Annotated in this window: 28 protein-coding genes and 1 riboswitch; of the genes, 17 read left to right on the top strand and 11 right to left on the bottom strand. The window is 40.9% G+C overall.

What is annotated here, in order from left to right; translation table 11 throughout:
* Positions 1-144: 144 nt before the first annotated feature.
* From WDB87_RS15360 to WDB87_RS15350, 3 genes are read left to right on the top strand one after another with little or no spacing between them, the layout of a single operon-like run.
* Positions 145-573: an ATP-dependent zinc protease family protein gene (locus tag WDB87_RS15360; RefSeq protein ID WP_286246151.1), complete on the top strand. Its 429-nt coding sequence runs from the start codon at positions 145-147 to the stop codon at positions 571-573.
* Positions 574-583: 10 nt separating this feature from the next.
* Positions 584-1,489 (top strand): 30S ribosomal protein S6--L-glutamate ligase, encoded by a 906-nt coding sequence (rimK, locus tag WDB87_RS15355; RefSeq protein WP_004587974.1) that lies wholly within the window; start codon positions 584-586, stop codon positions 1,487-1,489.
* A complete protein-coding gene (locus tag WDB87_RS15350; RefSeq protein ID WP_286246152.1) occupies positions 1,476-2,534 on the top strand; it encodes a succinylglutamate desuccinylase/aspartoacylase family protein in 1,059 nt (352 codons plus the stop codon). Before rimK ends, WDB87_RS15350 begins: the two co-directional genes overlap by 14 nt.
* A gap of 74 nt (positions 2,535-2,608) precedes the next feature.
* On the opposite strand, the gene WDB87_RS15345 is transcribed toward WDB87_RS15350, so the two are convergent.
* The 4 genes from WDB87_RS15345 to recQ all read right to left on the bottom strand — a co-directional run bounded on the left by WDB87_RS15345 (position 2,609) and on the right by recQ (position 7,224).
* On the bottom strand, positions 2,609-3,181 hold the full coding sequence (locus tag WDB87_RS15345) for a mechanosensitive ion channel domain-containing protein (RefSeq protein ID WP_286246153.1): 573 nt from the start codon (positions 3,179-3,181) through the stop codon (positions 2,609-2,611).
* 71 nt (positions 3,182-3,252) lie between these two features.
* Positions 3,253-4,962, bottom strand: coding sequence for a ShlB/FhaC/HecB family hemolysin secretion/activation protein (locus WDB87_RS15340; protein WP_337850329.1), 1,710 nt, complete (start codon positions 4,960-4,962; stop codon positions 3,253-3,255).
* Between the two features lie 146 nt (positions 4,963-5,108).
* Complete coding sequence (locus WDB87_RS15335) at positions 5,109-5,393, bottom strand: DUF3630 family protein (RefSeq protein WP_286246156.1); 285 nt, start codon at positions 5,391-5,393, stop codon at positions 5,109-5,111.
* 7 nt (positions 5,394-5,400) lie between these two features.
* Complete coding sequence (gene recQ / locus WDB87_RS15330; RefSeq protein WP_286246157.1) at positions 5,401-7,224, bottom strand: DNA helicase RecQ; 1,824 nt, start codon at positions 7,222-7,224, stop codon at positions 5,401-5,403.
* A 134-nt stretch (positions 7,225-7,358) separates the two neighbouring features.
* Here recQ and WDB87_RS15325 point away from each other — a divergent pair, with 134 nt between their 5' ends.
* Positions 7,359-7,814, top strand: coding sequence for a thioesterase family protein (locus WDB87_RS15325; protein WP_286246158.1), 456 nt, complete (start codon positions 7,359-7,361; stop codon positions 7,812-7,814).
* Between the two features lie 111 nt (positions 7,815-7,925).
* Positions 7,926-8,843 carry an EamA family transporter RarD gene (gene rarD / locus WDB87_RS15320; RefSeq protein ID WP_337850328.1) on the top strand — a complete coding sequence of 306 codons (918 nt, stop codon included), beginning with the start codon at positions 7,926-7,928 and terminating at the stop codon, positions 8,841-8,843.
* Positions 8,844-8,962: 119 nt separating this feature from the next.
* On the opposite strand, the gene WDB87_RS15315 is transcribed toward rarD, so the two are convergent.
* Both WDB87_RS15315 and WDB87_RS15310 read right to left on the bottom strand, forming a co-directional pair.
* Entirely contained in the window at positions 8,963-10,198 is a 1,236-nt protein-coding gene (locus WDB87_RS15315) for a response regulator (protein WP_286247663.1), read from the bottom strand.
* Between the two features lie 87 nt (positions 10,199-10,285).
* Entirely contained in the window at positions 10,286-10,660 is a 375-nt protein-coding gene (locus WDB87_RS15310; RefSeq protein WP_286246160.1) for a DUF413 domain-containing protein, read from the bottom strand.
* Between the two features lie 90 nt (positions 10,661-10,750).
* On the opposite strand from WDB87_RS15310, the gene WDB87_RS15305 reads away from it, so the two are divergent.
* The 8 genes from WDB87_RS15305 to ung all read left to right on the top strand — a co-directional run bounded on the left by WDB87_RS15305 (position 10,751) and on the right by ung (position 18,467).
* On the top strand, positions 10,751-11,620 hold the full coding sequence (locus WDB87_RS15305) for a LysR family transcriptional regulator (RefSeq protein ID WP_286246161.1): 870 nt from the start codon (positions 10,751-10,753) through the stop codon (positions 11,618-11,620).
* A 199-nt stretch (positions 11,621-11,819) separates the two neighbouring features.
* A complete protein-coding gene (locus WDB87_RS15300; RefSeq protein ID WP_337850327.1) occupies positions 11,820-12,752 on the top strand; it encodes a porin in 933 nt (310 codons plus the stop codon).
* A gap of 98 nt (positions 12,753-12,850) precedes the next feature.
* Positions 12,851-12,982: riboswitch (cobalamin riboswitch) on the top strand.
* 68 nt (positions 12,983-13,050) lie between these two features.
* Entirely contained in the window at positions 13,051-13,860 is an 810-nt protein-coding gene (locus tag WDB87_RS15295; RefSeq protein ID WP_286246163.1) for an ABC transporter ATP-binding protein, read from the top strand.
* A gap of 4 nt (positions 13,861-13,864) precedes the next feature.
* Positions 13,865-14,869 carry a FecCD family ABC transporter permease gene (locus tag WDB87_RS15290; protein WP_337850326.1) on the top strand — a complete coding sequence of 335 codons (1,005 nt, stop codon included), beginning with the start codon at positions 13,865-13,867 and terminating at the stop codon, positions 14,867-14,869.
* Between the two features lie 5 nt (positions 14,870-14,874).
* A complete protein-coding gene (locus WDB87_RS15285) occupies positions 14,875-16,359 on the top strand; it encodes a cobyric acid synthase (protein WP_337850325.1) in 1,485 nt (494 codons plus the stop codon).
* Positions 16,349-16,948 (top strand): cob(I)yrinic acid a,c-diamide adenosyltransferase, encoded by a 600-nt coding sequence (gene cobO / locus WDB87_RS15280; protein WP_337850324.1) that lies wholly within the window; start codon positions 16,349-16,351, stop codon positions 16,946-16,948. Before WDB87_RS15285 ends, cobO begins: the two co-directional genes overlap by 11 nt.
* Entirely contained in the window at positions 16,948-17,808 is an 861-nt protein-coding gene (locus WDB87_RS15275) for a cobalamin-binding protein (protein ID WP_337850323.1), read from the top strand. The genes cobO and WDB87_RS15275 overlap by 1 nt, the downstream gene beginning before the upstream one ends.
* A complete protein-coding gene (ung, locus tag WDB87_RS15270; RefSeq protein ID WP_337850322.1) occupies positions 17,805-18,467 on the top strand; it encodes a uracil-DNA glycosylase in 663 nt (220 codons plus the stop codon). The genes WDB87_RS15275 and ung overlap by 4 nt, the downstream gene beginning before the upstream one ends.
* A 61-nt stretch (positions 18,468-18,528) precedes the next feature.
* On the opposite strand, the gene WDB87_RS15265 is transcribed toward ung, so the two are convergent.
* Both WDB87_RS15265 and tal read right to left on the bottom strand, forming a co-directional pair.
* Positions 18,529-18,717, bottom strand: coding sequence for a DUF3545 family protein (locus WDB87_RS15265; RefSeq protein ID WP_004587992.1), 189 nt, complete (start codon positions 18,715-18,717; stop codon positions 18,529-18,531).
* A gap of 305 nt (positions 18,718-19,022) precedes the next feature.
* Positions 19,023-19,973: a transaldolase gene (tal, locus tag WDB87_RS15260; RefSeq protein ID WP_054983753.1), complete on the bottom strand. Its 951-nt coding sequence runs from the start codon at positions 19,971-19,973 to the stop codon at positions 19,023-19,025.
* Positions 19,974-20,227: 254 nt separating this feature from the next.
* Here tal and yaaA point away from each other — a divergent pair, with 254 nt between their 5' ends.
* Together yaaA and WDB87_RS15250 are read left to right on the top strand one after the other, a co-directional pair.
* The gene (yaaA, locus tag WDB87_RS15255; protein ID WP_055016339.1) at positions 20,228-21,007 is read left to right on the top strand and encodes a peroxide stress protein YaaA; all 780 of its coding nucleotides are present in this window, start codon (positions 20,228-20,230) and stop codon (positions 21,005-21,007) included.
* Positions 21,008-21,130: 123 nt separating this feature from the next.
* Positions 21,131-22,087, top strand: a complete 957-nt coding sequence (locus tag WDB87_RS15250) for a mechanosensitive ion channel family protein (protein ID WP_337850321.1) — start codon at positions 21,131-21,133, stop codon at positions 22,085-22,087.
* Positions 22,088-22,728: 641 nt separating this feature from the next.
* Here WDB87_RS15250 and WDB87_RS15245 read toward each other — a convergent pair.
* Together WDB87_RS15245 and srmB are read right to left on the bottom strand one after the other, a co-directional pair.
* The gene (locus WDB87_RS15245; RefSeq protein ID WP_054983750.1) at positions 22,729-23,049 is read right to left on the bottom strand and encodes a BON domain-containing protein; all 321 of its coding nucleotides are present in this window, start codon (positions 23,047-23,049) and stop codon (positions 22,729-22,731) included.
* A gap of 222 nt (positions 23,050-23,271) precedes the next feature.
* On the bottom strand, positions 23,272-24,501 hold the full coding sequence (gene srmB, locus WDB87_RS15240; protein WP_055016341.1) for an ATP-dependent RNA helicase SrmB: 1,230 nt from the start codon (positions 24,499-24,501) through the stop codon (positions 23,272-23,274).
* A gap of 76 nt (positions 24,502-24,577) precedes the next feature.
* On the opposite strand from srmB, the gene WDB87_RS15235 reads away from it, so the two are divergent.
* Positions 24,578-25,276: a tRNA1(Val) (adenine(37)-N6)-methyltransferase gene (locus WDB87_RS15235; RefSeq protein WP_337850320.1), complete on the top strand. Its 699-nt coding sequence runs from the start codon at positions 24,578-24,580 to the stop codon at positions 25,274-25,276.
* A gap of 51 nt (positions 25,277-25,327) precedes the next feature.
* A complete protein-coding gene (locus WDB87_RS15230; RefSeq protein WP_286246173.1) occupies positions 25,328-25,774 on the top strand; it encodes a DUF2147 domain-containing protein in 447 nt (148 codons plus the stop codon).
* 2 nt (positions 25,775-25,776) lie between these two features.
* Here WDB87_RS15230 and WDB87_RS15225 read toward each other — a convergent pair whose 3' ends face one another.
* On the bottom strand, positions 25,777-26,691 hold the full coding sequence (locus tag WDB87_RS15225; RefSeq protein ID WP_337850319.1) for a LysR substrate-binding domain-containing protein: 915 nt from the start codon (positions 26,689-26,691) through the stop codon (positions 25,777-25,779).
* Positions 26,692-26,875: the final 184 nt, after the last annotated feature.

Here is a 26,875-nt window from a genome sequence, read left to right as displayed (position 1 = left end):
ATAAGCTGTAATTAGCAAGGCGCGCATTGTGTGATTAGTTCCTATTAAAGATCAATTTAATTTACTAATCGACTAGATAAATTTATTTCGTTGGTGTTTTTTGACCCATAGCGTATAAGTCACTTTTTTAATAAGGGCACATTTATGACAGCAAAGATCACCGTTGGTTGGCGTGAGTGGGTAAGTTTACCTGAGCTAGGCATTGAGAAGATAAAAGCAAAAATTGATACTGGCGCCCGCACTTCATGTATTCATGCAATTAACATTGAAGAGTACGAAGTTAGCGGAGAAAAATGGGTTAAATTTACCGCCCAGCCATTGCAAGATGATGAACAAACGCAAATCACTTGCAATGCAAAAGTTAAAAAAATGAAGTACGTAACCAGCTCAAGTGGGCAAAAAGAGTTACGTTATTTTGTAGAAACAACATTGTATGCAGGGCAGCATAGCTGGCCAATAGAAGTTACTTTAACAAGTAGAGCAACAATGAAGTTTAGAATGTTATTAGGGCGTACTGCCATGGAAAATCGTATAGTCGTTGACCCGGCTTTATCTCATTTATTAGATAGTTAAGGTTTTAACTATGAAAATTGGTATTTTATCTCGCAACAGAAATTTGTATTCAACGCGCCGCTTAATTGAAGCGGCTGAGGCACGCGGTCACGAGGTAAAAGTGATTGATGCACTTCGTTGCTATATGAATATAAACTCAGAGCAGCCAGAAATTCACTACCGTGGTGAAAACTTAAAAGATTTTGACGCCATTGTTCCGCGTATTGGTGCATCGGTGACGTTTTATGGTTGCTCTGTTTTACGTCAGTTTGAAATGATGGGGGTTTACCCTGTTAACGAATCGGTGGCTATTTCACGTTCGCGCGATAAATTACGTTCACTTCAACTGTTGTCACGTAAAGGTGTAGGCATGCCAGTAACTGGTTTTGCCAGCAAACCCGATGATGTAAAAGACTTACTTGAAATGGTAGGTGGTGCACCGGTTGTTATTAAATTACTTGAAGGAACACAAGGCATTGGCGTGGTGCTTGCTGAAACACGCAAAGCGGCTGAAAGTGTTATTGAAGCGTTTATGGGCTTAAAAGCCAATATTATGGTTCAAGAATACATTAAAGAAGCCGGCGGTGCCGACATTCGTTGTTTTGTATTAGGTGATAAAGTAATAGCAGCGATGAAGCGCCAAGCTCAAGAGGGTGAGTTCCGTTCAAACCTTCACCGCGGTGGTAGCGCTACACTGGTACGCATTACCCCAGAGGAGCGTAAAACGGCTGTAGCTGCAGCAAAAGCAATGGGCTTAAATGTAGCGGGTGTTGACTTACTTCGCTCATCTCGTGGACCACTGGTAATGGAAGTTAACTCTTCACCAGGCCTTGAAGGTATTGAAGTAGCAACAGGTAAAGATATTGCGGGCATGGTAATCGACTTTATCGAAAAAAATGCTGCTATTAAAGGAACTGCAACTCGTGGCAAAGGTTAAAATTAACCGCCCTTTTACCTTATTAGGTGAAAGCGTTGGCGTGGGCGAGCGTAAAACCCTTGCTTTAGAGGCTGCTAAACTTTACACCCATTCACCACTTAATATACCTATTGAGGTGGTTAATGGTGTGATGGAAGGGCCTGTTTTAATGGTATGTGCAGCTATTCATGGTGATGAGCTAAATGGTGTAGAAGTTGTACGCCAGCTGCTTTCTAAAATAGATGCAAGCCAGTTACGCGGAACCATAATCGCGGTGCCGATTGTTAATGTATTTGGCTTTATTCATAAATCGCGTTATTTACCAGATAGACGCGATATGAACCGAAGTTTCCCAGGTTCTGAGCGCGGATCGCTAGCGGGGCGTATGGCACATATGTTTTTTAATCAGGTGGCGGTACATTGTACGCATATTATTGACTTACATACCGGTGCTATTCATCGGACTAACTTACCGCAAATACGCGCTAATTTAGAAGATGAAGCAACTGCAGAGATGGCTAAAGCTTTTGGTACGCCAGCGGTTATAAATGCATCTTTGCGTAATGGCTCTTTGCGCAGCGAAGCTGCTAATTTAGGTATTCCGGTTATTACTTACGAAGCGGGTGAAGCACTACGATTTGACCCGATTGCAATTGCCGCCGGTGTGCAAGGGGTAGATTATGTGATGCGTCATTTAAAAATGATCCGTGGCAAACGTCCTAAAAAGCTGCCTGATCCTATTATTGCAGGTTCTACAAGTTGGATACGTGCTGAGGTAGATGGCATTGTACGCGCGCAGGTATCACTTGGTGAGCATGTAGAAAAAGGCCAAGTGTTGGCATACATAAGTAGTCCGCTTGGAGACGCTGAACTTGAACTTTTAGCGCCTAAAGGCGGTATTGTTATAGGCCAGCAAACAATGCCACTTGTAAACGAGGGGGATGCAGTTTTTCATTTGGCTTATTTTGCAAGTGCAAATAGCATAGTAGAGCAGCAGCTAGAGCATTTTATTGATGAGATAAATGATTTAGATGAAGAGCTTAAAACAGCTGAGCTAAATAATTAGCATTGTGTTAGCTAGTAAAAAGCCGCAGTGAGGTTTGCCTTACTGCGGCTTTTTTGTGAATATGACTTTTTAAACTATGTCTTTTTAGGGCCGATTATGCGTTTTATTACCGGCGCTTTAGTAGGCTTTGGTTCTTTATTTAACACTATAACAGGGCGGGTAACAAACAGGTTATTAGGATAAACAACCCTATGTCCATCTACATGTTCAAGTAGTACGTTCATTAAGCCTAATTCGACTATGCGGCCTTCTATGTGGTTTGCGCCATCAACAATACGTACCCAATTACCTACATGAAAACCGTTTTGAATAAACATGAGTAAAAAAGCGGTAAGGTTACTTAATAAAGACCAAGCTGCGAATAAAGCCACCCCAAGCATAGCAAATAATGATGAGCCAAGTACTAATAAGCCGCGCAGCTCAATGCCCCAAAATATCAGCACTAAACACAGTACAACAAACGCTAAAATGATTTTTAATAAAAGCTCCGCCCTAAATTTACGATGTATATCTACTTTGCCCTTAATGGCTTTTTCGAGCAGTTTTTTTGTGGCTTTTAATAAAAGTGGAAAAAGTAAAATAGCAATAAGGGTAACAATTAATTTATATTGCGTACCCATTAGCTCTAGAAGCTCGAACAATTCCAAAGTGTGCTCCCCGTACTATTTATAAGTAAGTTTAAAGCGCTAGTTTAGCGCTTTCGCTTATTACTCGCTATTTAAAAGGTGTTTTTGACGCTAACTAACCACTGCACTGAATCAACATCATCGTAGCTATCAAGAGGAGCGGCAATATCAAGGTGGATCATGGTGCCAGAATTTGCTCTGCTTGGCGCTAAGCGCAGTCCAATACCAACATTTTTTAAAACATGATCGTTCTCGCCGTTATCTTCATCGTTAAACCAAGCACGGCCCACATCTAAAAAGCCTGCCGCACCTACTTTAAAAAGTTGCAGTAAATCGTATTCCCAGTAATAACGTTTCTCTAGGCTAACTAAAAAGCTGCGATCGCCGTGCTGGTAATCCATTGGATAGCCGCGCAAACCTGTTTCGCCGCCAAGTGTTAGCTGCTTATCAGCGGTTAGGTTTTTAGCATACTGGGCGCGAGCTTTAACATACCAAGATTGGTTTTCGCTGGTATTTAAGTAGTACTGCACTTCGCTGGTGGCTAAAAAGTTTTCTAGTTGCTTTTGCTCTTTATTCCAATAACCATCCACTTGAGCACTAAAGCGCCACAATGTTCTGTCGGTGGTAAAGTGCGCTTTTTTAGCTTTTAATGAATATACGGCTCTGCTGTCGTCATTGCTAAGTGACTTATCTGAGTAGCCTAATAAGGCCTTGATGTTCCAACCTAAGTTTAAATCTTCGGTGCGCGAAATACTGTCAAAATTACGCACCTTTATAAAACTGTCTTCAAACCAGTGCCCGCTTACATACGGGTAACTCAGTTTTCTGTTTTGAGCAAGAGGAGCAAAGGTTGTTTCTATTTCTGCGAAGCGGTCTTCTTGGTTTACATAGCCAAGCGTTAAGCGCTGTGTCCAGCTATCAGACAATGCTTTAGAGTGTCCTAAAAAAGCACTAAAAAAATCGGTGGTTTGATCAAATTTGCTGTATTCATCACCACGGCGATACAGCGACTCTTCTCGCTGTTCTGAAAAGCTTTTAATACCGTAGCTATAAGGCGTATCTATGGCATAAAATGGGTAGGTAAGCTCTATTAAGTGGCGTTTACCATCGCTGTTATCGGCATATTCTAAGCGCCCGCGATAGCGGCTTGATAATATATTAGGATCGTCATAAACAAATAAGTAACCATTTCTGTCGCTGTCGGTGGTGCGAGAGAATGATAAACGCTTACCCCAGCCCAGTAAGTTTGACTCGCGAAAACCAATACTCGATTTATTTTCGCCACCACTGCGGCTAAAACTAATTTCGGGCAGTAATGTCCATAAATCGCGAGTTACCACCGTTACATCTACGTTGCCGTCGCAATTTTCAGCCGCGCTTATTTGCGCGTCATATAAATAGTTTTGTTGGCGTAATAAACGCTCCGACTCAGCGAGCTTTTTGGCATTGTAATTATCGCCGTGTTTAAATAGCAAGATATTGCTAATAACGTCTGGCTCGGTTTGAATATGCGCGCGGTTGGCAAAACGAAAAAGCGCGTTATTTTCCTCTTCCAGCTCGGTATTAAACACATTAAGCTGTTTTAGGGTAATTGAAGCTATTTGGGCATCACTGCGACTATTAACTAGTGTGGTTTTATCTTCAACCTCACGGCGTAAATTATTGCTTTTGTCTGAGTGAGTTTGCACCGTGGGGCAGGTGTTAGTTTTATTGGGTGGCTGTTGTGCAAAGGCCTTAGGCGCACTAAAGCTTACAAGGGCTAAGCTTATACAACAGTGTGCTATCCACTTTTTATTCACCATTGAACCTCTTCAATACTACTGCCAATACGAGTCGTAATATCAGCTTACATCATTGTTATTACAATGTAAGTAAAAGGTATGGATTTTGAAACTAATTAATTGTTACCGTTATGCACTTTTGTTAATTAGAGCATATACGAGGCGTTTTAGCTTAAGTAAAAAGCAAGGGCTGCCAATAAGTGCTCGGCTTCTTGGCCTTCGCCATTAATCCAAATACTTTCGCTGTAGTGTTCAAAGTTTAAATTAAAGGTTTGTTGTTGATAGCTAAAGCGCAATTGATGACGGTCAGCACCGGCTGCGTAGTCAATAATTGTTATTTCATCTGCGTGTAAAAACAATGTGCTCCACAGCTCAAAGTCTTCATCGTGGGGTGGTTCTACGGGGCTAACTACAATGCATTTATGGGCGTGATTATATTCAATCTGGGTCATAGGGTTCTTAATTGGTTGCTAGGTAGTTGCGAATTGCAGTTAAAAATTCGCCGCCATATTTGTTGAGTTTAGTAAAGCCAACGCCCGACACCTTTAAAAACTCGCTGTCGTTGGTAGGCATTAACTGCGCCATTTCGGCGAGGGTTTTATCGTTAAATACAACGTACGGCGGTACGTCGTCGGCATCAGCGAGCTCTTTACGCAGAGCCCGTAAGCGGGCAAATAGTTTTTTGTCGTAATTAAACTGCGCTAGTTTATCTTGGTATACGTGCTTAGCTTGCAAGCGAGGCTCGGCAAGTTGTAAGGCGTATTCACTTTTAAGTACTGCGCGCGCTGCTTCGGTTAAGCGCAGCGAGGCACCTTGGGTAATATCTTGGCTTAATAAGCCTTGGTGTATAAGTTGGCGTAATATACTGAGCCAAAATTCACTGCTTTTATCTTTACCTATACCATAAGTGCTGAGTTCGTGGTGGTTATTGTCGCGTATGCGGCTGGTATTGGCACCACGTAATAACTCTACAATATAGCCTAAGCCAAAGCGCTGCCCTGCTCGGTATACACACGAAAGTGCTTGCTGTGCTACTAATGTGCCATCAAAGCTTTTTGGCGGATTAATGCAAATATCGCAGTTGCCACATTGCTCGCGTTTATACTCGCTAAAGTAATTTAATAATATTTGCCGACGACAGGTTTGCGCCTCGGCAAAACTGGCCATGGCATTAAAACGCTGCTCTTCTACGCGGCGACGTTGCTCATCGTCTATGTCTTCAAAAAAGCGCCTAACGCGGCCTATATCGGCGGGATCAAAATACATAATGGCTTCTGCGGCTAAGCCATCACGCCCAGCGCGACCGGTTTCTTGGTAGTAGGCTTCAATACTTTTTGGAATATCGTAATGTAGTACAAAACGCACATTTGGTTTATTTATGCCCATACCAAAGGCAACGGTTGCAACCACTATTTGAATGTCATCGCGGGCAAATCCGGTTTGCACAAATTGGCGTTGTTCATTGCTCATGCCTGCATGATACGCTGCGGCATTTAAACCTGCATCTGCTAGTTTTTCGGCAATGTCATCAACGCGTTTACGGCTGGTGCAGTAAATAATGCCACTTTGATTTTTTTGCTCCTTTAAATAGCGCAGTAGTTGCGCCATGGGCTTGAACTTTTCTTCGATGGTGTAACGAATATTAGGCCTGTCGAAGCTGCCGGTATGTATATAGGGCTGTTGTAATTTTAATTGCTCAACTATATCAAAGCGTGTGGCTTTATCAGCCGTGGCGGTCAGTGCCATCATAGGCACATGATGGAAGCGTTGTTTAAGCTCATTTAATCTAAAGTAATGCGGTCTAAAGTCGTGCCCCCAATGCGATACGCAATGTGCTTCGTCAATTGCAAATAAGCTAATATTTAAGTGGCTTAGTCGTTCAGTAAATTCATGCTGAAGTACTTTTTCAGGGGCAACATACAGTAATTTTATTAGCCCTTGGTGCAGTTGCTGGTACACTAATTGTTGCTCTTCGCGAGCCAAGCTATTGTTAATATAAGCGGCTTTTACACCTAGTGCTTGCAGTTGCGTTACTTGATCTTGCATGAGCGAGATAAGCGGAGAAATAACCACGGTAACACCATCAAGCACTAAAGCAGGTACTTGATAACACACAGACTTACCACCGCCTGTAGGTAATAGTACTAATGAGTCTTGGCCGTTTATAGCTGCGTCGATAACGGCTTTTTGGCCATCGCGAAACTCGCTGTAGCCAAACACTTGTTTAAGAACCGTGTCGGGCTTGCGGACCAATGTGCTAGGTGTTGGGATTAGAGTATTCATCGGCGGCTATTTTAGTGTTTTTTTTATGGGATGTCTTTAGCTTAGCGGTAAATGATTTAATTAGTGCCTCGTGGTTTTGCTTCAGGTATGCTTAATTCGTCATACCAGTGTTAATTTAAACATAGAGAATAATAATGAATAAAGAAATGTTAATTGAACAAGTAGGCGCACTGTTTGTAAACGGCATGCCATTTAATCAGTTTTTAAATATCTCGGTAGAGTCGCTTAGCCCTGAGCAAGCTAAAATTACCTTCCCATGGCAGGATGTATTTATAGGCAATCCTGCGCAAAAAATTCTTCACGGCGGTATTATATCAGCGGTGCTCGATAATGTGGGCGGCATGCTTGCAGCAGCCAGTGTTATCGATAAGTTAACCGACTTAGACATTCCTAGCGTACAGCAAAAGCTAGCTACCTTAGGCACTATTGATTTACGCACAGATTATTTACGCCCTGGTAAAGGGGAGATATTTACAGCCAGTGCTACTTTGATACGCTCTGGGAATAAAGTGTGTGTATGTAGAATGGAGCTGCACAACGAAAAGGCAATACAAATTGCTTATGGCACCGGTACGTATTTAGTTGGCTAAAGTTGTTAAAATAAATTGTCTTGCGTTTAGGTTTACTCGCCTCAAAATAAATCACTTAATAGCGCAAATTGATATAAACTGTCGGCCTTTTAGTATTAGTAAGTATTATATATGTCGATTGCAAACGAGCAGCGTAAAGGCGGCATTTTTGCCTGTTTAGCTTTTTTAATGTGGGGCCTCGCGCCTATTTATTTCAAACAAATTCAGCATGTTTCTGCCTTTGAAATTTTAACTCACCGTGTTGTCTGGTCTGTGGTTTTTTTAGTGCTTGTGGTTAGTGTGCTTAAATATTGGGATAAAGTTAAGCGTATAGTTGCTCAGCCAAAAATTATTTTAATGTTAGTGCTTACCTCCTCTATACTGGGCTTTAATTGGGGGTTGTTTATTTGGGCTGTTAACAATAACCATATGCTTGATGCCAGTTTAGGGTATTACATTAACCCACTACTTAATGTGCTGTTGGGCATGCTATTTTTAGGTGAGCGGCTGCGAAAATTACAAGGGTTTGCGGTGTTTTTAGCCTTTGCTGGCGTGCTACTGCAATTGGTCAGTTTTGGCTCGTTTCCGGTGGTGGCGTTTTCGCTTGCAACGTCTTTTGCTATTTATGGCTTAGTTCGTAAAAAGTTACCTGTTGAAGCGCTGCCAGGCATTTTACTCGAAGCGCTAATTTTATTGCCGGTTGCTTTAATTTACTGGTGGGTAATGGCACCAACGCCTACTTCCGATTTAGCCCTAAACGATTGGCATACCAATGCGCTGTTAATTAGTGCCGGTATTATTACTACCTTGCCGCTGCTTTGCTTTACCGGAGCGGCCAAGCGTTTGCAGTACACAACATTGGGCTTTTTTCAGTACATAGGGCCAAGCTTAATGTTTATGCTTGCTGTGGTGTTTTACGATGAAGTGTTTGATGCAGAGCGAGTGATTACATTTGCCTGTATTTGGAGTGCGCTGGCTATATTTACGTGGGACTCTTATCATCAATCACGTAAGCGTAAAAAGGCGGCTATAACTGCCGCCGAAGTTTAATACCTATGCGTAATAATAGTTAATTATTTTGAGGAGCTAAACATGGCGTTAGCTATCGTTATGTTTAATCCTCAAAATAGAATACTAGTTTAGGCAAGTTGATAAAATAGTGTGAAGGTTTAGCTTATTACTTTATTGCGGCCGGTTTCTTTTGCATCATATAGTTTTAAATCGGCCTGTTTAAGTAGCTCATCTATTTGGTAAATAGGGCCGCTTGCAAAACCAATAGAAATTGTAAATTTAATTTTTTCTTGGCTAAATTCTTGGCTATTAAGCTCTATAAATTGCCTAAATCCTTCAAGGCGTTTTAGCGCTTGCGCTGTGGTTGCATCAGTAAAGTAAACGGCAAATTCTTCACCGCCTAAGCGAGCGACTAACTGCTTTTCAAAGTACTTTTTAAAACACACCGCCAATCCTTTGAGGACTTCATCGCCAGCATCGTGGCCGTATGTATCGTTAATCGATTTAAAATGGTCTATATCAAGCATGGCAAGCGCGCCATCTTGATTCGATTTTTTTAAATACTTGAGTGACTTGCTCGACTCTTCAAAAAAGTAGCGGCGATTAGGTAGTTTTGTTAAGTAGTCGGTATTTGCTTGGCGTTTAATTGTTGCTATTTGTTCAAGCATGTCGACGTTTTGGCTTAGTCGACAGTAAAACTCTTCGCTGTTAAAGGGTTTATGGAGGTAGTCATTAGCACCATTTTTTAAAAATAGGCTCGATAATGCTGATGAGTCGGCACCCGAAATACCGATAATGGCTTTTTCGTCATTACTGTAAAGTCTGCGAATTTCAGCGCATAACTCATCACCATTCATGTTTGGCATTTCGTTATCGGTAATAATAACAGCCACGTCTTTTTGGCTTTCAAGTACCTCTAGCGCGTCTTTGCCGTCCTTTGCCTCGAGTATTTGATACTTATGGCGTTTTAGTAAATTGCAAATATATTTACGTGTAGAGGTGGAGTCGTCGACGACCAACACTTTTACGTTTTCGTTACGTGGTAAACGGCTTAGTTGTTTTTCTAGGTATTGGTAAGCTTGTTTGTTTTCTTTGATTATGTAATCAATTATTGGGTACTTTTCTACTGTGTCGCGAGTTTGTTTATCTATGTTACCTGTCATTACGATGGTAGGAATGTCGGCATTAATAGTATGCGGAATCGCCTCTCCCGCGGGAGCATCAGGGAGGATAAAATCAACAACGGCACAAAAGTAGCTATTGTGTTTTATTAACTCTTTGGTTGCCGCTAAAGATTTGGCTATGTCTACTTCGTAGCCCGCTTTAAGCGCGATATGCTTTTGCACACGCGCTATAGTAGGCGTATCTTCAACTATGAGTATTTTTCGCGTCACGTAATAACCTTGTTTGATATTTTGCAAAATTGTTTGCTTATACAAGTTGTAACTGTTAAAACGCAAAAAAGCAAATAAGTTAGAGGCTTATACGCTATCAGACTCGCTATAATCTTCTTGGCTTATTGGCATTGGCCCTGACATTTTTGAGCGACCAAAAAGTGTATGAAACTTAGTTTTACAGGTTGTTAGTTTTAAATATTTAACCCACGCTTTTTCGATTGGGTTTGTAGGCTCTTTACTATCACAAACTACGTCAACAAATTGCTCTTGTAGGGCATTTTGTGGCGCTAAAGTTTTATTATAAAGCCCTTTTAGTACAACACCGTGTTGCTCTAATATGCTGGCTTCTAATAAGGTAAAGTTTCCGCTGCGGCTAAACCCGCGAGGAAAGTTTTGATCATCATAAAATTGACGTTGGCTAACAAACGCTTGGCGAAGTAGTGAAATATCGTTGCTCATAACTGTATCCTCATACCCTGTTTATTGCTGGAGTATGATGCAAGTTTGACAATTTATTAAACAAGTTATTTTTATCGTGAGGATAAAAAATTGGATATAGATTTATTAAAAACATTTGTAGAGGTTGTGCGCACGCGTCACTTTGGTAAAGCGGCTGAAAACCTGTATATCACGCAATCGGCAGTAAGCTTTCGAATTCGCCAGTTAGAGCAGGGGTTGGGTGTAAACTTGTTTATTCGCCAGCGTAACAACATTCAATTAACGGCGCCAGGAGAGCGATTACTTCCGCATGCTAAAATGATCATCACCGGCATGCAGCGCGCCAAAGTGGATGTGGCACTTGCCGATAACATGCACAAGCAAATAAGTTTAGCGGGTACGCCTAATATATGGGATGCGTTTTTACAATTTGGTATTACTAATATTGTTTCGGCTATGCCTGGGGTGTCGTTGGTCGCTGAGGTTAAAGCCCAACAAGAAAGCACGCGGTTATTGTTAGAGCGTACGCTTGATTTAGCCATATTATTTGACCCCCCTAAAGTAGACGAGCTGGTGGTTGAGCGAATTTGCGAGCTGCCAATTATTCCGGTAAGTGGCTATGACACGGCCACAAACGAGAACTTTTTTGATAATCAATATGTATACGTTGATTGGGGCACAACTTTTTCGTTATGGCATGCGCGTCAGTTTACCGGTAAAACGCCACCCTATTTTAGAACCAGTACGGGGCGTATTGCGCTGGATTTAATCCTTCAGTGTGGTGGCAGTGCGTTTATCCCCGAGGTACTTGTTGAGTCTCATTTAGAAAAAGGTGAGCTGTTTCATGTAAAAGATGTAGAGCATACTTCGCGTGATATTTTTGTGGCCTACCACAGAGACAACGACCAAAAAGAGTTAATAGAAACCTTGATCAACTTACTGCCTAAAATAAATGCTTATCAGCCTATTGATGAACATTAAATAACGACTATGATTTTTAAAGAGGTTGAATAGGTACAATTTTGTTTATTAAATATTCATGTCGGTTTGTTTTCAGAATTTAGACACTTTTATTAAAATAAAAAGACAAAAATGTTTCCTTTGTAATATATCTGTCATTTAACGGTGACAAACTGCAGCTGTTTTAAAAAATTAGTCTTGTGATTATCGAGGAAATAACATGAATTTTGTAAAATCGAGCTTATGCGTTGCTTTAGTAAGTGGTTTATCTTTTAGTGCGCTTGCAGACGTTGATGTATACGGTAAAGCTAATGTTACTGTGCAATCGTCTGATGATGGTGAAGGGTCTTTCACTGAAATTAAAAGTAATGCATCTCGCTTTGGCCTAAAAGGATCTGAAAAGATTACTGATGGATTAGAAGCAGTTTATAAGTTTGAGTTTCAAGTTGATGTATCTGATGCTGACTCGAAAGGTGATAATGACGACAATATTTCTGCACGTAACCAGTACGTAGGTTTAAAAGGTGCCTATGGTCAAGTTGTTGTGGGTCGTAACGATACAGCGCTTAAACAATCACAAGGTAAGTTAGATTTATTTAATGACCTTGAAGGCGATATTAAAAATGTTTTTAAAGGTGAAAACCGCTTAGGTGATTCGATCACTTATACATCTAAAAGCTACGAAGGCTTTAAAGTACTTGCTACATTTATTGCCGAGGACGATGTAGATGCAGATAACGGTTATTCAATGGCAGTGACCTACGGTGACTCTGCGCTTAAAAAGAGTGCGGTATACGCCTCGGTTGCAGCTGATAGCGAAGTAAATGGTTACGATGTAGTACGTGCATCAATTCAAGGTAAAGTAGAGAGCTTTAAATTAGGCGCTATGTACCAAACTCAAGAAAAAGTAGACGGTAGCGCAGAAGCAGACGGCTATTTATTAAACGCAGCCTACAGCATGGGTAAAAACACATTTAAAGTGCAATATCAAGCAATGGACTTTGATGACAGTGATGACAAAACGGCAGTTTCTGTAGGTGTTGATCATAAATTAAATAAAAACATTAAAGTATTTGGTTTTTACTCAAGCTTCGATATGGACAACAATGTTGACCAAGACTACGTTGGCCTAGGTATGGAATACAAGTTTTAAGCGTTGCTTAAACACTCCCTTTATTAACCGCGCTCTGATGAGCGCGGTTTTTTTTGCTTTAAATTATTTACTTACCCGCCCATAATAGACCCTCATTTGGAATGGGGTGAAATTCCTCAACTATTCCCGTAACTGTAATTAGCACCAGGCTTTAAGTCAGATACAAATGAAACATATCAATTAGCTTGAGAAGTGTTAGATTGGTATACTTTTTTAACGAGCGGGTAAACTCATTTTTATTGATGCACTAGCTTTTTAGCTTTGTGTTAGTGAGTGCACGCTTTCTAAGGACTCACTTTTGCAAACTACATTAGCGCCAAATACACCCTTGTTAAATGTTAAAAATGTGTCGTGGGAAGTCGATAACCGCGTCATTTTAAATAATATTAATTTACGCATAGCTAAGGGTAAGTTTGTTGGCTTAATTGGCCCAAATGGGGCGGGTAAGTCGAGCCTACTGCGCTGTTTGTATCGCTTTAATAAACCCACCGTTGGTAACGTTACCTTTAATCAGCAGGATATTTGGCAGCTTAAAAATGAAGACTACGCAAAATATGTTGCTGTGGTGCTACAAGAAACACCTGCGCAATTTAACCTCACATTATTTGATGTGGTTGCCCTTGGGCTTACGCCCCATAAATCTTTATTTAGCGCCACCACCCACAACGATAAACAAAAAATAACACAGGCTATAAAAACCGTAGGACTTGAGCACCAGTGTAAGCAAAATTTTGAGTCGCTTTCGGGGGGCGAAAAGCAGCGTGCGTTGATTGCCCGCGCCATAGTGCAGCAACCGCAATTACTCATCATGGATGAGCCAACCAGTCATTTAGACGTTAAATACCAAATACAAGTGATGGAACTGGCAAAATCGCTAGGGGTCACTGTGTTTGCCTCATTTCATGATTTAAATTTAGCGGCCGCTATGTGCGATGAGCTGGTGGTTATTAATAAAGGCAAAATAACACATACAGGCTCGCCTGCGCAGGTACTTAGTGAGGACATGCTAGCAGATATTTTTGGAGTATGTGCGCGCGTAACTTGCCATCCACAGCGCACAGAAAAAGGCCAAACTATCCCTCATATAACTTACTTTTATGGCTATTAATTAAATGGATATAACAAAAATAAACCAGTGGACAACATTTATAGCAGCCGTATTAATTGCACTGCTCAGCCTTTTTAGTGCACTGAGTTTTGGCGCCGCAGATACGCCGCTAAGTGATGTGCTCAAAGGGATTTTATCAGCAGGAGAGGGCTCGTTTAACGCGCGTATTATTTATGAGCTTAGATTACCCCGTACCTTACTTGCTTTTATGGCGGGCGCAGGTTTGGCTATAGCAGGGCTTATTTTACAAACGGTTACCCGTAACCCGCTTGCTGATCCGTATTTATTTGGCATATCGTCAGGCGCGTCGTTTGGGGTAGTGCTGCTTATGGCTGTTGCGGGTATTAGTGCTGGGTTTATGTTATCGGCTGCGGCCTTATTAGGGAGCTTTTTAGCAATGGGTTTATTGATACTTATTGCTGGGCGGCAAAAAAGCTCGCAAGTAGAGTCTATGTTGCTAGCGGGGGTGGCACTGTCATTTTTATTTAGCGCATTTACAAGTTTATTGTTGTATTGGAGCGACCCGCAAGCAGTGGCTGGTATTTTGTTTTGGACGTTAGGTAGCTTTGCCCGCGCACAATGGACCACGTTATGGTTGCCATGCATGGTTATAGTGGTGTGCATTAGCTTTATGCTGAGCTTTAAAAGGCAGTTAAATGCGCTATTACTTGGCGATGAAAGCGCGATAACGCTTGGCGTGCGTGTGCACCGTTTTAGAATTTTAATGTTGGTATTGAGCTCATTAATAACGGCTGTGCTGGTGGCCTTATGTGGCGGTATTGGTTTTGTAGGTTTAATGGTGCCGCACATAGTGCGCTTTTTTATATCTCAGGGCAGTACCGCTGGCTTACTAATTACCAGCTTAGTGGGTGGCACGTTTATGGTGTGGGTCGATGTGCTTTCGCGCTCATTACTTAAAAACCAAGAGCTCCCTGTAGGGGTGATTACAGCAGCTATGGGTAGCGTATTTTTTTTAAGCTTACTCTTTTTTAAAAAAACAAAGGCATAGTGCTGATGAAAACCTTAATGATTCAAGGCACGACGTCAGATGCCGGAAAAAGCACTTTAGTCGCTGCGCTTTGCAGAGTGTTTGCAAAGCGAGGCGCAAAGGTTGCGCCTTTTAAACCGCAAAATATGGCGCTTAATAGCGCGGTTACAAAAGAGGGCGGAGAAATAGGCCGTGCGCAAGCTTTGCAAGCCATAGCCGCTAAAGTAGAGCCTCAAAACGACTTTAACCCCATATTGCTCAAACCAAATAGTGATACGGGAGCGCAAGTCATTGTACATGGAAAAGCCATTAGTAATATGGAGGCAGGGGCATATCATAATTATAAACAGGTTGCGATGGATGCAGTGCTTGCCTCGCATAAACGCTTAGCTAAACAGTTTGATTTATTATTGGTTGAGGGCGCAGGCAGCCCTGCAGAAATAAACCTGCGCGAAAACGACATTGCCAATATGGGTTACGCAGAAGCGGTAGATTGCCCTGTCATTATTATTGCCGATATAGACAAAGGCGGTGTGTTCGCGCATTTAGTGGGTACATTAGCGCTGCTAAGCGAATCCGAGCAAGCGCGCGTAAAAGGCTTTGTTATAAACCGTTTTAGAGGCGATATAAGTTTACTGCAAAGCGGGCTTGATTGGCTTGAGTGCTATACAAAAAAACCAGTGCTTGGAGTACTGCCCTATTTACATGATTTAGCCCTTGATGCTGAAGATGCCGTTGCTATAGATAACAAGGTGACGACTGCCACTATTAATATAGCCGTGCTTTTATTGCCGCATATTAGTAACCACACCGATTTTGATGCATTACGGCTGCACCCAAATATTAATATCAATTATGTACGCCACACACACGTGATCCCACCAGTTGATCTGATTATTATTCCTGGCAGTAAAAACGTGCTGGGCGATTTAAGCTTTGTAAAAAGTGAAGGCTGGGATACGCAAATACAGCGCCACATACGTTATGGCGGTAAAGTGTTGGGTGTATGTGGCGGCATGCAAATGTTAGGCAAAAGCATTGCTGATCCGATGGGAGTGGAATCGTCATTAAAGCGTGTTAAAGGCCTTGGATTAAGTGACTTTGATACCACTCTTAGCACACAAAAAGTACTTACTAAAGTAACCGCAACTATGCAGTTAAATGATAATAAAACCCCCTGTAGTGGTTACGAAATACATGCGGGCATTAGTGAAGGCGCAGCACTTAATAAGCCATTTTTAATGTTTAACGCGCACCCTAATGGATTTGTAAGCGATGGTTTTATTAGTGATGACAATGCCATTGCTGGTACTTATTTACACGGCTTGTTTGATGAAGCCAACGCCACATTGCAAATTTTAAACTGGGTAAAACCAGAGGTCGCAATAAAGCCCATTAGTATTGCTAAGCACCGCGAACAGCAGTTAGAACGCTTAGCCACTATGTGTGAGACACACTTAAACATACAACATATTATATCGATTTATGAAGGACACAATAATGACAGATAAAAGCAACGATAAGCACCAGCAGCGCCAGCAAAAAGTAAAAGAACAGGTAGATGCGCGTGTGGCCGCAGCGCAAGAAGTAAAAGGTATATTTCAAGTAATTACAGGAAATGGTAAAGGTAAATCAACCTCGGGCTTTGGTGTGGTTGCACGTTGTGTTGGTCATGGTAAAAAAGCTGCTGTGTGTCAGTTTATTAAAGGCACATGGGAGTGTGGAGAGCGTAACTTATTACAAGGCGCAGGGGTTGAATTTGCCGTGATGAATACAGGGTTTACGTGGGATACGCAAAACAAAGAAGCAGACACCGCAGCCGCGCAAGCAACATGGCAAGAGGCAAAGCGTATGCTGGCCGATAGCAGTATTGATTTGGTATTACTTGATGAGCTTACCTACATGGTGACCTACGGTTATATTGATTTAGATGAGGTAGTAAACGCGCTAAATAATCGCCCTTCCATGCAGTCGGTTATTATTACAGGTCGTGCAGCGCATCGCACGTTAACTGACCTTGCCGATACGGTAAGCGAAGTGCGTAATGTTAAACATGCCTTCGATTCAGGTATTAAGGCGCTTGAAGGATTTGATTACTAATGTACAACGCGTTTTTTGCTGCACTACTGTTTTTGTGTCTAGGGGGCAATGCTGCAGCGAGTGATACAACTACACAAGATAAACTACGTGTTGTTGCACTGGCTCCCCACATAGTAGAAAACCTATTTGCTATAGGTGCGGGGAGTAATATTGTTGGCACTGTTGATTACGCCGATTACCCAATTGAAGCTAAAAGTATAGAGCGGATTGGAGGTTACTATGGTATTTCCCTTGAGAAATTATTAGCGCTAAAACCTGATTTAGTGATTGCGTGGAAAAGCGGTAATCAAAGTGAAGATTTAGAGCAAATAAAGCGCCTAGGTATAAATGTTCACTTAAGTAACCCAACCACAATAGAGAGCTTGGCTAATGAGCTAATTACACTTGGCCAGCTTACTGGGTATGTTGAGCAAAGTCAGCAGGTAGCAGCAAACTTTACAAAAAGGTTAGCTGCAATTAAACAGCGCTACCATAGTAAAGAGCCGCTAAGTGGTTTTTATCAGCTTTGGGCTGAGCCCATGATGACAGTAAATAATAAAACTTGGATAAACCAGCTTATTGAGATTTGCCAAGTAAGCAATGTATTTGCACACAGCCCAACCGACTACCCGCAAATAAGTATTGAAAACGTGATGATTAAAAAACCACAGATTATTATTATTCCTGATGAACACGCCGATAAGCCACAACCTAAAATTAATTGGCAAAAATGGCCAGAAGTTCCCGCTGTAAAACACAATCAATTTGTACGTGTAAATGCTGACTTACTGCATAGATTTTCGCCGCGCATGCTAGATGGCTTGGCTAATATGTGTGATAAAATAGATGCATCACGCAAACAAATTAAGAGTATACAATGAGCGATTGGTCAGCCTTTTTAGAATATGAATTACAGCAGCCTTATATGCAGCAAACGTTAGATTATGTCGCAAAGCGCCGCGAAGAAGGGGTTGCTATTTACCCGCCAGAGTCACAAGTATTTAGCGCCTTTGAAGCTACAGCCCTTAACAATATTCGCGTGGTTATTTTAGGCCAAGACCCATACCACGGAGAAGGCCAAGCCCATGGTTTATGTTTTTCTGTGTTGCCAGAGGTTAAAAAGTTACCGCCGTCGCTAAAAAATATGTACAAAGAATTGGCAACGGATATTCCCGGTTTTGACATACCAGAGCATGGTTACTTACAAAACTGGGCTGAGCAGGGCGTGTTTTTACTCAATACCGTACTCACGGTTGAGTCAGGCCAAGCCCACTCACATAAGCATTTAGGGTGGGAGCAATTTACCGATAACGTGATAGCTCATATAAATGCACACTGCAAAGGGGTCGTGTTTATTTTATGGGGCGCTCATGCACAAAAAAAAGGTAAAAATATTAACAGCGCTCGCCATCATATTTTAAAAGGGCCGCACCCATCACCGCTTTCTGCGCATCGTGGTTTTTTTGGTTGTAAGCACTTTTCACAAACAAATGAATTATTACAAGCCCAAGGCGATAAGCCCATTAATTGGCAGGTTTAATTGATATAGTAAAAAGGCTTTCATACGTGAAAGCCTTTTGATTAGTTGATGTGTATTAAAATTAAAAATCTAGCTCATCAATTTCAATACTGTCTGTAAAAAAGTCTAACTCCTGTAGTTCTTTACGTAACCGTTGTTTGTCTTTTATGGCCTCAATCTCGCGCCACTTTCTTTTTTTATTCTTTTGAGAGGTTTTTCTTGTTGTATCAGGACCTTCTAATATCTCTAATATATCGTTTAGGCTATCCATGACTATCTCCTATTGATTTTAGTGAACCTCGAGAATACCTATACCACAGGCCTAGCTAAAATAGAATAAAAAAGTGACGAATTTGTTACAGGTATGTGATGCATTGATGAAGTTTAATACTAACTTTCTTTAATGGCCGCGCTATTTTGAGATAGAAAAAATAAATAAAAAAATACTAAAAGTTAGCTATTTAGCTGTGTAGGCAATGGTACATGCTGTGGCAGGTTAGTTTAAAGCAGAAGCGATTATATTAAAGGCACAAAAAAACGCCGCAGGTGCGGCGTTTAATAAATAATTAGCGCGTATTACATAGCTTTAAAACGTGCTTCTAGCTGCTCTTGTGCATCTGCGAATGAGCGAATACCCTCAGCTAGTTTTTCAGTTGCCATTGCATCTTGGTTATGTAACCAACGGAACTGCGATTCAGTAAGTGGAGCAGGCTTTGGCTCTTTAGGAATATCACTTTGCAGTAAGTATTCTTCAGCGCCTTCTAAATTGCCTAAATCTTCAAGTAGGTTAGGGCTAATTGTTAGCTTGTCACAACCTGTAAGTGCAATAATTTCGCCGGTATTACGGAAGCTTGCGCCCATAACAACGGTTTTGTAATCATGGCGTTTATAAAACTCAAAAATGCTACGTACAGATTGAACACCTGGATCTTGTAGCGGGTCGGTTGGTTTTTCCATACCATTTGCTACGTGCCAATCTAAAATACGGCCAACAAATGGCGAGATTAAAAATACATTTGCATCAGCACATGCACGTGCTTGAGCATCGCTAAATAATAAAGTCAGGTTACATTTAGTCCCTTCTTTTTCTAGCTGTTCGGCCGCTTTAATACCTTCCCATGTAGACGCAACTTTGATTAAAATTTTGTCTTTGCTTACACCTTCTTTTTCATAAAGGCTAAGCAAGGTATGGGCTTTATCAATAGTTGCTTGGGTGTCGAATGATAAACGAGCATCTACTTCTGTAGAAATATAACCAGGTACAATTTCGCTAATTTCTTTACCAATTAATACGGCAAAGTAGTCACATGCAAGTTCAAGCTGTTTAGCTGCATCTTGCTCTGTTTCTTTTGCATAGCTCCAAGCTTTATCTAAATAAGGCTTGTAAGCTTCAATCTCGCTCGCTTTTAATAAAAGCGACGGGTTTGTGGTTGCATCTTCAGGTTGATGCTTTTTGATCGCTTCAATATCGCCAGTGTCGGCTACGATAGATGAATGTTGTTTTAGCCTTTGTAGAGCGCTAGTCATTTGCCTTCCTCATTCCAAGCAAGTTAAAAGAAAATCTAAACTACCTTAATATAAGTATTCAATACTGCAACAGTGTGACAATGCTTGATAGGTCTTATGTCCTTATCAATAGAAAAACGACGATGCATGATTTATTAAGGTAGGATTTAGGCCATTGAGATTAATTTTCAATGGTATTTTATAAACAAAACGTGCTTTTCGTCTCATTTAATGTTGAAATTGACATTAAATAAATTACAAGTCAATAGCTAACTATGATCACTGTTATTTCACCAGCAAAAAATCTTGATTACGAAACGCCACCCGCAACAGATAAGTTCACTCAACCTGAATTACTAGAGCACAGCGAAGAGCTCATGAAAGTATGCCGTGAACTAACTCCAGCGCAAATTGGCAGCCTAATGAAAATTAGCGATAAGCTAGCAGGGCTTAACGCTGCGCGCTTTAGCGAATGGTCGCAACCATTTACGCAAAGTAATGCTAAACAAGCGGTGCTAGCCTTTAACGGCGATGTGTACGGTGGTTTAGATGCCGCAACACTTACTGCAGCCAACCTCGATTATGCGCAAAGCCATTTACGTATACTTTCAGGTTTATACGGTTTATTAAAACCACTTGATTTAATGCAAGCCTACCGCCTCGAAATGGGCACCAAGCTTGATAACCCTCGCGGTAAAAACTTGTATGAATTTTGGGGCAGTATTATTGCTAATAAATTAAACGAGGAACTAAAAGCGCAAGACGCACAATACCTCGTTAATCTTGCTTCAAATGAGTACTTTAAAGCAGTAGATAAAAAAGCGCTTAATGCACAAATTATTACGCCGCATTTTAAAGATTGTAAAAATGGTCAATATAAAGTAATTAGCTTTTACGCTAAAAAAGCACGCGGCATGATGGCCCGTTACATCATAGAAAACCAAGTAACGCAGCTTAGCCAATTAAAAGAGTTTAGTGTGGCGGGTTATTACTTTAGTCCTGAAGCAACCACTAAAGATCTTGAGCCTGTATTTATGCGCGACGAACAAAACTAAGCGTTTATACTCAGCAAACAATGAGTTAAAAAGCCATGCAATGCATGGCTTTTTTTATGCTGGCGCTAAACTTGCTAACTTCACCTACTATTAATGAGATAAAAAATAGATAGGTGTAAAAATATGATCAGTATTCCTTCAGTTGGCGAAGCCGAAAAGCTCATCGAAGAAAAACTCGGTGGGTGGTTTGATGTCGTTATTAGCCACATCCCAAACTTTATTGTGGCCGTGGTGATAGCCATTGTATTTTCAATAATAGCGCGCTTTGCCGGTCAGCTGATGAAAAACCTATTAAGGCGTTCACTCGACTCAAAACAAATAGCCGACCTAATGGCCTCTATTTTTAAGGTCATTGTGTTATGTGTAGGCTTATTTATAGCACTTGATTTTATGGGGCTAAAAGGCACCGTAACCTCGTTGTTAGCCGGTGCGGGTATTGTGGGTTTAGCCATAGGTTTTGCATTTCAAGACATGACCGAAAACCTAATTGCCGGTATTGCTATGGGCATACGCAAACCGTTTAAAGCAGGTGATGTTATAGAAACCGATGATGTATTTGGCTCAGTGCACTCAATAAACCTGCGTAACACGCTAATAGAGAGCTTTTACGGGCAGTTAATACTGGTACCAAACAAGGTATTATTTAGAAACGTGCTAAAAAATTACACCACGTTAGGCGTTAGGCGCATAGAAGTACCTGTTGGTATTTCGTACGGCGACGACATCGAAAAAGCCAAAGAAGTAATAGTAGATAAAATTAATGAATTTGACTTTGTAATACGCAAAGACGAAACCGCTGTATACGCAGAAGGCTTTGGCGACAGTAGCATTAATTTACTGGTATGGTTTTGGATTAAATACCCAGGTGAGCCAGACTTTATGACAGTACGCCACAAGGGCGTAGTGGCCGTTAAACAAGCACTCGATGAAGCTGATATTAGTATTCCATTCCCAATACGTACTTTAGATTTTGGTATAAAAGGCGGTGAAAAACTCGATGCCATGATAAGCGATAAAATAAGCCAGCAATCAACAAATAAAGAGGGTGATAATAATACTGATGCAAGCCAAGGTAAGTAAATAATTTAAAACTCACAAGGCAAAGGCATTGGGAAATAGTTACCGACTATCAGCGCGTTTTTACAAAGTAAAAGCGCGCTTTTTGTACTAAAAAAGGAATTGGTGAGCAAAAATATTTTAAGTTTTGCTACTCCCTTAAATACCCCGCGGGTATATGCACACTTTTTTATCCGGTGTGCTTTCAGGCTCTAGCGCTTTCACATTGCTGCTAGTTTAAGCTAAGTAACGCTAACCATCTACGCTGTTAATATTTCCAGCCTGCAACAATCCCAACCTGCAATAGTACCAGCCCATAATAATGCTTAACTAGTTTAAGAGCTCACACATGTGCTAGCTGCGTTAAAACTGCTGCAACTATAACAACTGCATCGGCGAGGTTACCCTATATTAAAATAGATTAATTAAATTACTACTGACGTTGGTTAAAGCTCTACAGAGTTTGTCGCTTCTTAAAGAACGTTTATATGAGTAGGGCACTGTGTGTTTTTTGTGTGAAGGGAGTAAGCTAAAATGCATTTACTAAGCTATTTAAACTGGTTTATGAATATGTTTGCAGCCGGTGAGATTATGCAGGCTATAAAAAGCGCCGCTTGTGTTGGAGTAACAAGCAGCGCTGAGAAATAAGTTTGGAAAAAGGTATATTAAATAACACTAATTTTATTACGGATAATTTTAACGCCATCCATGTTTTCTAAAAACTTTTGCGCAAGTGCACGTTGAAAACCTGTTTGCGCTTCACCGTATAAATCTACTTCACCGTCTTCTACCTGCACGCGAATATCGTTTAATGCTAAATTTGGGTTAGTGCGTAACGTATTGGTGATTGTTTGTTGTAAGTTAGGTTGAGTAGCCACACTGCTTACTACGGCTAAGTTAGTTGCTGCACTTACTTTTGTAGCGCAAGCTAATAAAAATAAACAACAAAATGATACTAAAGCGATAGTTAACTTAAAGCGGTTCATAACTTTATCCTTACATTACGGTTAATAGTGCAGCAATTATTAGCTGAGTTACTTTCTCAGTTACAATTTCGATGCCAATTTTAATTTATTGAAATGTAAGGGTATTTTGTTAAGTGGAATTTCAGGTGGGCAATAATTACATTTTAATGGGAATGAGTTACATGCTTGGGTTACATTTGTAACAGGTACAAATAAGCCGGCAATTGCCGGCTTATTTAGGGGTTATTTCTTTTTATTTTTAGCTTTGGCTTTTTTCTTAGCTTTCATCTTTACAGGGTCTTTACGCTTTTTAGCGGGTGGCTTAGCCTCTTTATGCTGTGGCTCAAGCCCTTTAATTATACGGCGCTTAAGCTTTTGCTCTGTGTAGCGTTCAACCTTGTATAAAATACCAATGTCGTGTGCTTCAACAAGCGATATTGCAATCCCTTTTTTACCAGCACGGCCAGTACGGCCAATACGATGTACATAAACATCGGCAGTGCGTGGCATATCAAAGTTAATTACGTGGCTAATGTCAGAAACGTCAATACCACGGGCCGCAACGTCGGTTGCTATTAATATGCGCGTTTTACCACTGTGAAAGTTTTCCATGGCTTTCATGCGCTTATCTTGCGGCATTTCTCCACGTAGCCATGCTGCTTTTACACCATTATTAGTAAGCTCACCAATAAGTGTTTCTAGGCGCTCACGGGTTTTAACAAATACAATGGCTTTACTTACGTCTGGGCCATTTAAGGTATTAACCAACAGCTCAAGCTTGTGGTGGTAGTCATCAGCAAGGTGAACCCACTGGTGAATTTTTGCTTTTTCTTTACGCGATGATTCCGCCTCAAGTAACGCTGGGTCGTTTAAAATACGCTCAGCAAATAACTCAACGCTATCGCCTTCTAAAGTCGCAGAGAATAAAAAGCACTGACGACGGTTTTTAGCTTCGTCACATATGCGCAGCATTTCTTTTCTAAAGCCCATGTCTAACATGCGGTCAGCTTCATCAAGAATAAGCATTTCTACGTTTTCAGCATGGAAATTTTCGGTTTCAAGGTATTCCATTAAACGCCCTGGTGTGGCGATTAAAATATCGTTATTGTTTTCAAAAATTTCTTTGTGGGTACCGTAGTTTATACCACCTGTTACTACACCAATTTTAAGGTGAGTGCCTTTAGCAAGCAGTTCACATTGCTCATGAATTTGATAAGCCAGTTCACGGGTTGGGGTCATTATTAACACACGTGCAAAACCTGGGTCGCGACGCGGAAAATCCATTAAGTATTGAATAGCCGGAATTAAAAATGCCGCCGTTTTACCTGTGCCAGTAGGTGCTGATGCTAAAATATCGCGACCTTGCAGCGCTTCAGGAATAGCTTGTTGTTGAATGCTGGTTGGTGTCTCGTAGCCCATTTTATCAATGGCGTTGAGTAGTTTAGTATCAAGATCAAATTCAGAAAATTGCATAGAGTGTCTAAAATAAGGGACAATTACCTGCAATTATACGCGCTATACGCCAGTTGGTGAATGAAAAGGTGAAAAAATGTCAGGGTTTACGTTTAAACAATTTAAGGTTGAGCACGATAAGTGCGCCATGAAAGTCTCAACCGATGGCATTTTACTTGGCGCTTGGGCTAATTTAAGTGATGCAAAGTCACTACTCGATATAGGCACAGGCACCGGTTTACTCGCACTTATGTGTAAACAGCGCCAACCGGCACTTAGTATAACTGCTGTTGAAATTGATGAAGCAGCTTACAAGCAAGCACAACAAAATATAGCCTCTAGTCCGTGGCCAAATATCACAGTAAAGCACACCACTATTCAAACGTTTAAACAGGCGCTGCCATTTGATATTGTGATATCTAACCCCCCTTATTTTAACCACAGCTTAAAAGGGCTAAGCGATGCCCGTAACACCGCACGCCATACCGATGGTTTAAGTTTTGACGAGTTAATACATGCCTATATGCGTTTAAGCCATAAGCATTCGTGTTTTAACGTAATTTTACCCACCACAGAGGCGGGCATATTTATTGAATTGGCAAAACAAAACGGGCTTTATTTAAACGCGCACTGCCAAGTAAAAACCACACCAAGTAAAGCATTTAGCCGCAGTTTAATGCGCTTTAGCTTAGTAAACACTTTACCTGAGCTTACCTCCCTATGCATAAAAGATGAAAACAATCGCTACAGCGATGATTATATTGCGTTATGTAAAGGGTTTTACTTGAAGATGTAATGTTAAAACTACTCTTGCTATGATAATAAAAAATTTTGTAGGAATTTAAAAATGAAAGGAATGAACAAGCTAGGGTTTCTAACTACACTTGCTGCGGCTTTATTTTTAAGCCAAGGTGCGCTTGCAAACATGACTCCTGTTGGGCTTTGGAAAACCATAGATGAAGACACCAACGAATCTAAATCGTACGTACGTATTACTCAAAACGATAAGGTGTTAAGTGGTAAAGTTGAGACTATTTTAGACCCTGCTAAACAAACCGGTATTTGTAAAGAGTGCGATGGCGCATTAAAAGATCAGCCTATTTTAGGGATGACTATTATCACTGACGTTAAGCCAGAAGGTGATGGCGTGTGGGGCGATGGTGAAATACTTGACCCTACAAATGGTAAAACCTATACCGTGCAACTAACGCCACAAAACAACGGTAAAACGTTAGAAGTACGTGGCTATATTGGCTTTTTTTACCGTAACCAATATTGGGAGCGCATAGAGTAGCGTTACTCGCTTGCTGTTTTTAAAAATTCGCGTTTAAGCCACGCTCGTAATGCGCTTACTTGTGGGTGATTAAGCATGGCGTGGCTTGTTGCAAAATAAAACTGCTGATGCGGATTTACAATGCTTTGGCCAATTTGCGTGAGCATGCCGTGCTTAATATCGTCGCATACAAATTGTTTGTGGGTGACCAAAACGCCAAGCTGGCGCATAGCGGCTTGCGTTGCTTGCACTGAAATATTAAAGGTTAAGTTATTATGCTGCTTAGGCTGCGCTAAATTATTGGCCTCGCACCATGTTTGCCAATCGTTTTGCCTACGTGGGTTGGTAACGTAGATTGCTTTAAAACGCTGCAGCAAATTTTGCGCGGTTAATTCATCTTTATTTAATCCAACTAAAAGTTGTGGGTTACACACTAAAATTAACTGATCGTCGGCTAGCTTTTCACAGTGATATTTTTGCCACTGATCGGGCTGACCATGAATAATCGCTGCATCAATCCCTTCGCGATCTAAATCAAATTCTCCCACCAAGTTAGAAATACGGATGTCACTATTTGGCGAAATGCGCTGAAAATCAGCCACCCTAGGGATCCACCAGTGCAGAGCTAGCGAGTTAACCATATTGAGTGTTAAATAGGTTGGCTCATTCGCTGTGTTTTTTGCCTCTTGGCTGGCAGCTAAAATTTCAGCCATGGCTGGGGCTATGCGTTTGTAATAGCGCTCACCTACAGGGTTGAGTTCAACGCGGCGACCAATACGATTAAAAAGTGGCGTATTCAGTTGTAACTCTAAAGCTTTAATTGACTGACTTATTGCAGAGTGACTAATACTTAGCTGCTCAGCCGCGAGCACCATGCTGCCAGTTTCGGCAACAGCTATAAACGTATAGAGAGATTTTAACGGCGCTGATTTAATCATAGGATACTTATTAACAGTTAAGTTTTACTTACAGGTTAGTTTAGTATTATTCGCTTTTATATTTATAAAGTACACGTAAAATTAGCACCATAAAAGCACATACCAATTTTTTAAAAAATAATAAATAGATTAAAAAAATTAAGCTTTTTAAATCGGTTTTTATTAATTTTTTATTCAAAGGATA

The sequence above is a fragment of the Pseudoalteromonas sp. C12FD-1 genome (assembly GCF_037414265.1).
Taxonomy (GTDB): Bacteria; Pseudomonadota; Gammaproteobacteria; order Enterobacterales; family Alteromonadaceae; genus Pseudoalteromonas.
This window is presented reverse-complemented; position numbering and strand designations above follow the sequence as displayed.

What these genes read in the sequence shown, in the direction of transcription:
- WDB87_RS15300 (WP_337850327.1), top strand. Translation starts at nt 11,820, where the DNA reads ATGAATTTTGTAAAATCGAGCTTATGCGTTGCTTTAGTAAGTGGTTTA.
- WDB87_RS15340 (WP_337850329.1), bottom strand. Translation starts at nt 4,962, where the DNA reads ATGGTGAATAAAAAGTGGATAGCACACTGTTGTATAAGCTTAGCCCTT.
- WDB87_RS15265 (WP_004587992.1), bottom strand. Translation starts at nt 18,717, where the DNA reads ATGGATAGCCTAAACGATATATTAGAGATATTAGAAGGTCCTGATACA.
- cobO (WP_337850324.1), top strand. Translation starts at nt 16,349, where the DNA reads ATGACAGATAAAAGCAACGATAAGCACCAGCAGCGCCAGCAAAAAGTA.
- WDB87_RS15290 (WP_337850326.1), top strand. Translation starts at nt 13,865, where the DNA reads ATGGATATAACAAAAATAAACCAGTGGACAACATTTATAGCAGCCGTA.
- WDB87_RS15335 (WP_286246156.1), bottom strand. Translation starts at nt 5,393, where the DNA reads ATGACCCAGATTGAATATAATCACGCCCATAAATGCATTGTAGTTAGC.
- WDB87_RS15310 (WP_286246160.1), bottom strand. Translation starts at nt 10,660, where the DNA reads ATGAGCAACGATATTTCACTACTTCGCCAAGCGTTTGTTAGCCAACGT.
- WDB87_RS15360 (WP_286246151.1), top strand. Translation starts at nt 145, where the DNA reads ATGACAGCAAAGATCACCGTTGGTTGGCGTGAGTGGGTAAGTTTACCT.
- WDB87_RS15230 (WP_286246173.1), top strand. Translation starts at nt 25,328, where the DNA reads ATGAAAGGAATGAACAAGCTAGGGTTTCTAACTACACTTGCTGCGGCT.
- yaaA (WP_055016339.1), top strand. Translation starts at nt 20,228, where the DNA reads ATGATCACTGTTATTTCACCAGCAAAAAATCTTGATTACGAAACGCCA.
- WDB87_RS15275 (WP_337850323.1), top strand. Translation starts at nt 16,948, where the DNA reads ATGTACAACGCGTTTTTTGCTGCACTACTGTTTTTGTGTCTAGGGGGC.
- WDB87_RS15325 (WP_286246158.1), top strand. Translation starts at nt 7,359, where the DNA reads ATGAATAAAGAAATGTTAATTGAACAAGTAGGCGCACTGTTTGTAAAC.
- srmB (WP_055016341.1), bottom strand. Translation starts at nt 24,501, where the DNA reads ATGCAATTTTCTGAATTTGATCTTGATACTAAACTACTCAACGCCATT.
- rarD (WP_337850328.1), top strand. Translation starts at nt 7,926, where the DNA reads ATGTCGATTGCAAACGAGCAGCGTAAAGGCGGCATTTTTGCCTGTTTA.
- WDB87_RS15245 (WP_054983750.1), bottom strand. Translation starts at nt 23,049, where the DNA reads ATGAACCGCTTTAAGTTAACTATCGCTTTAGTATCATTTTGTTGTTTA.
- WDB87_RS15235 (WP_337850320.1), top strand. Translation starts at nt 24,578, where the DNA reads ATGTCAGGGTTTACGTTTAAACAATTTAAGGTTGAGCACGATAAGTGC.
- ung (WP_337850322.1), top strand. Translation starts at nt 17,805, where the DNA reads ATGAGCGATTGGTCAGCCTTTTTAGAATATGAATTACAGCAGCCTTAT.
- rimK (WP_004587974.1), top strand. Translation starts at nt 584, where the DNA reads ATGAAAATTGGTATTTTATCTCGCAACAGAAATTTGTATTCAACGCGC.
- WDB87_RS15250 (WP_337850321.1), top strand. Translation starts at nt 21,131, where the DNA reads ATGATCAGTATTCCTTCAGTTGGCGAAGCCGAAAAGCTCATCGAAGAA.
- tal (WP_054983753.1), bottom strand. Translation starts at nt 19,973, where the DNA reads ATGACTAGCGCTCTACAAAGGCTAAAACAACATTCATCTATCGTAGCC.
- recQ (WP_286246157.1), bottom strand. Translation starts at nt 7,224, where the DNA reads ATGAATACTCTAATCCCAACACCTAGCACATTGGTCCGCAAGCCCGAC.
- WDB87_RS15285 (WP_337850325.1), top strand. Translation starts at nt 14,875, where the DNA reads ATGAAAACCTTAATGATTCAAGGCACGACGTCAGATGCCGGAAAAAGC.
- WDB87_RS15225 (WP_337850319.1), bottom strand. Translation starts at nt 26,691, where the DNA reads ATGATTAAATCAGCGCCGTTAAAATCTCTCTATACGTTTATAGCTGTT.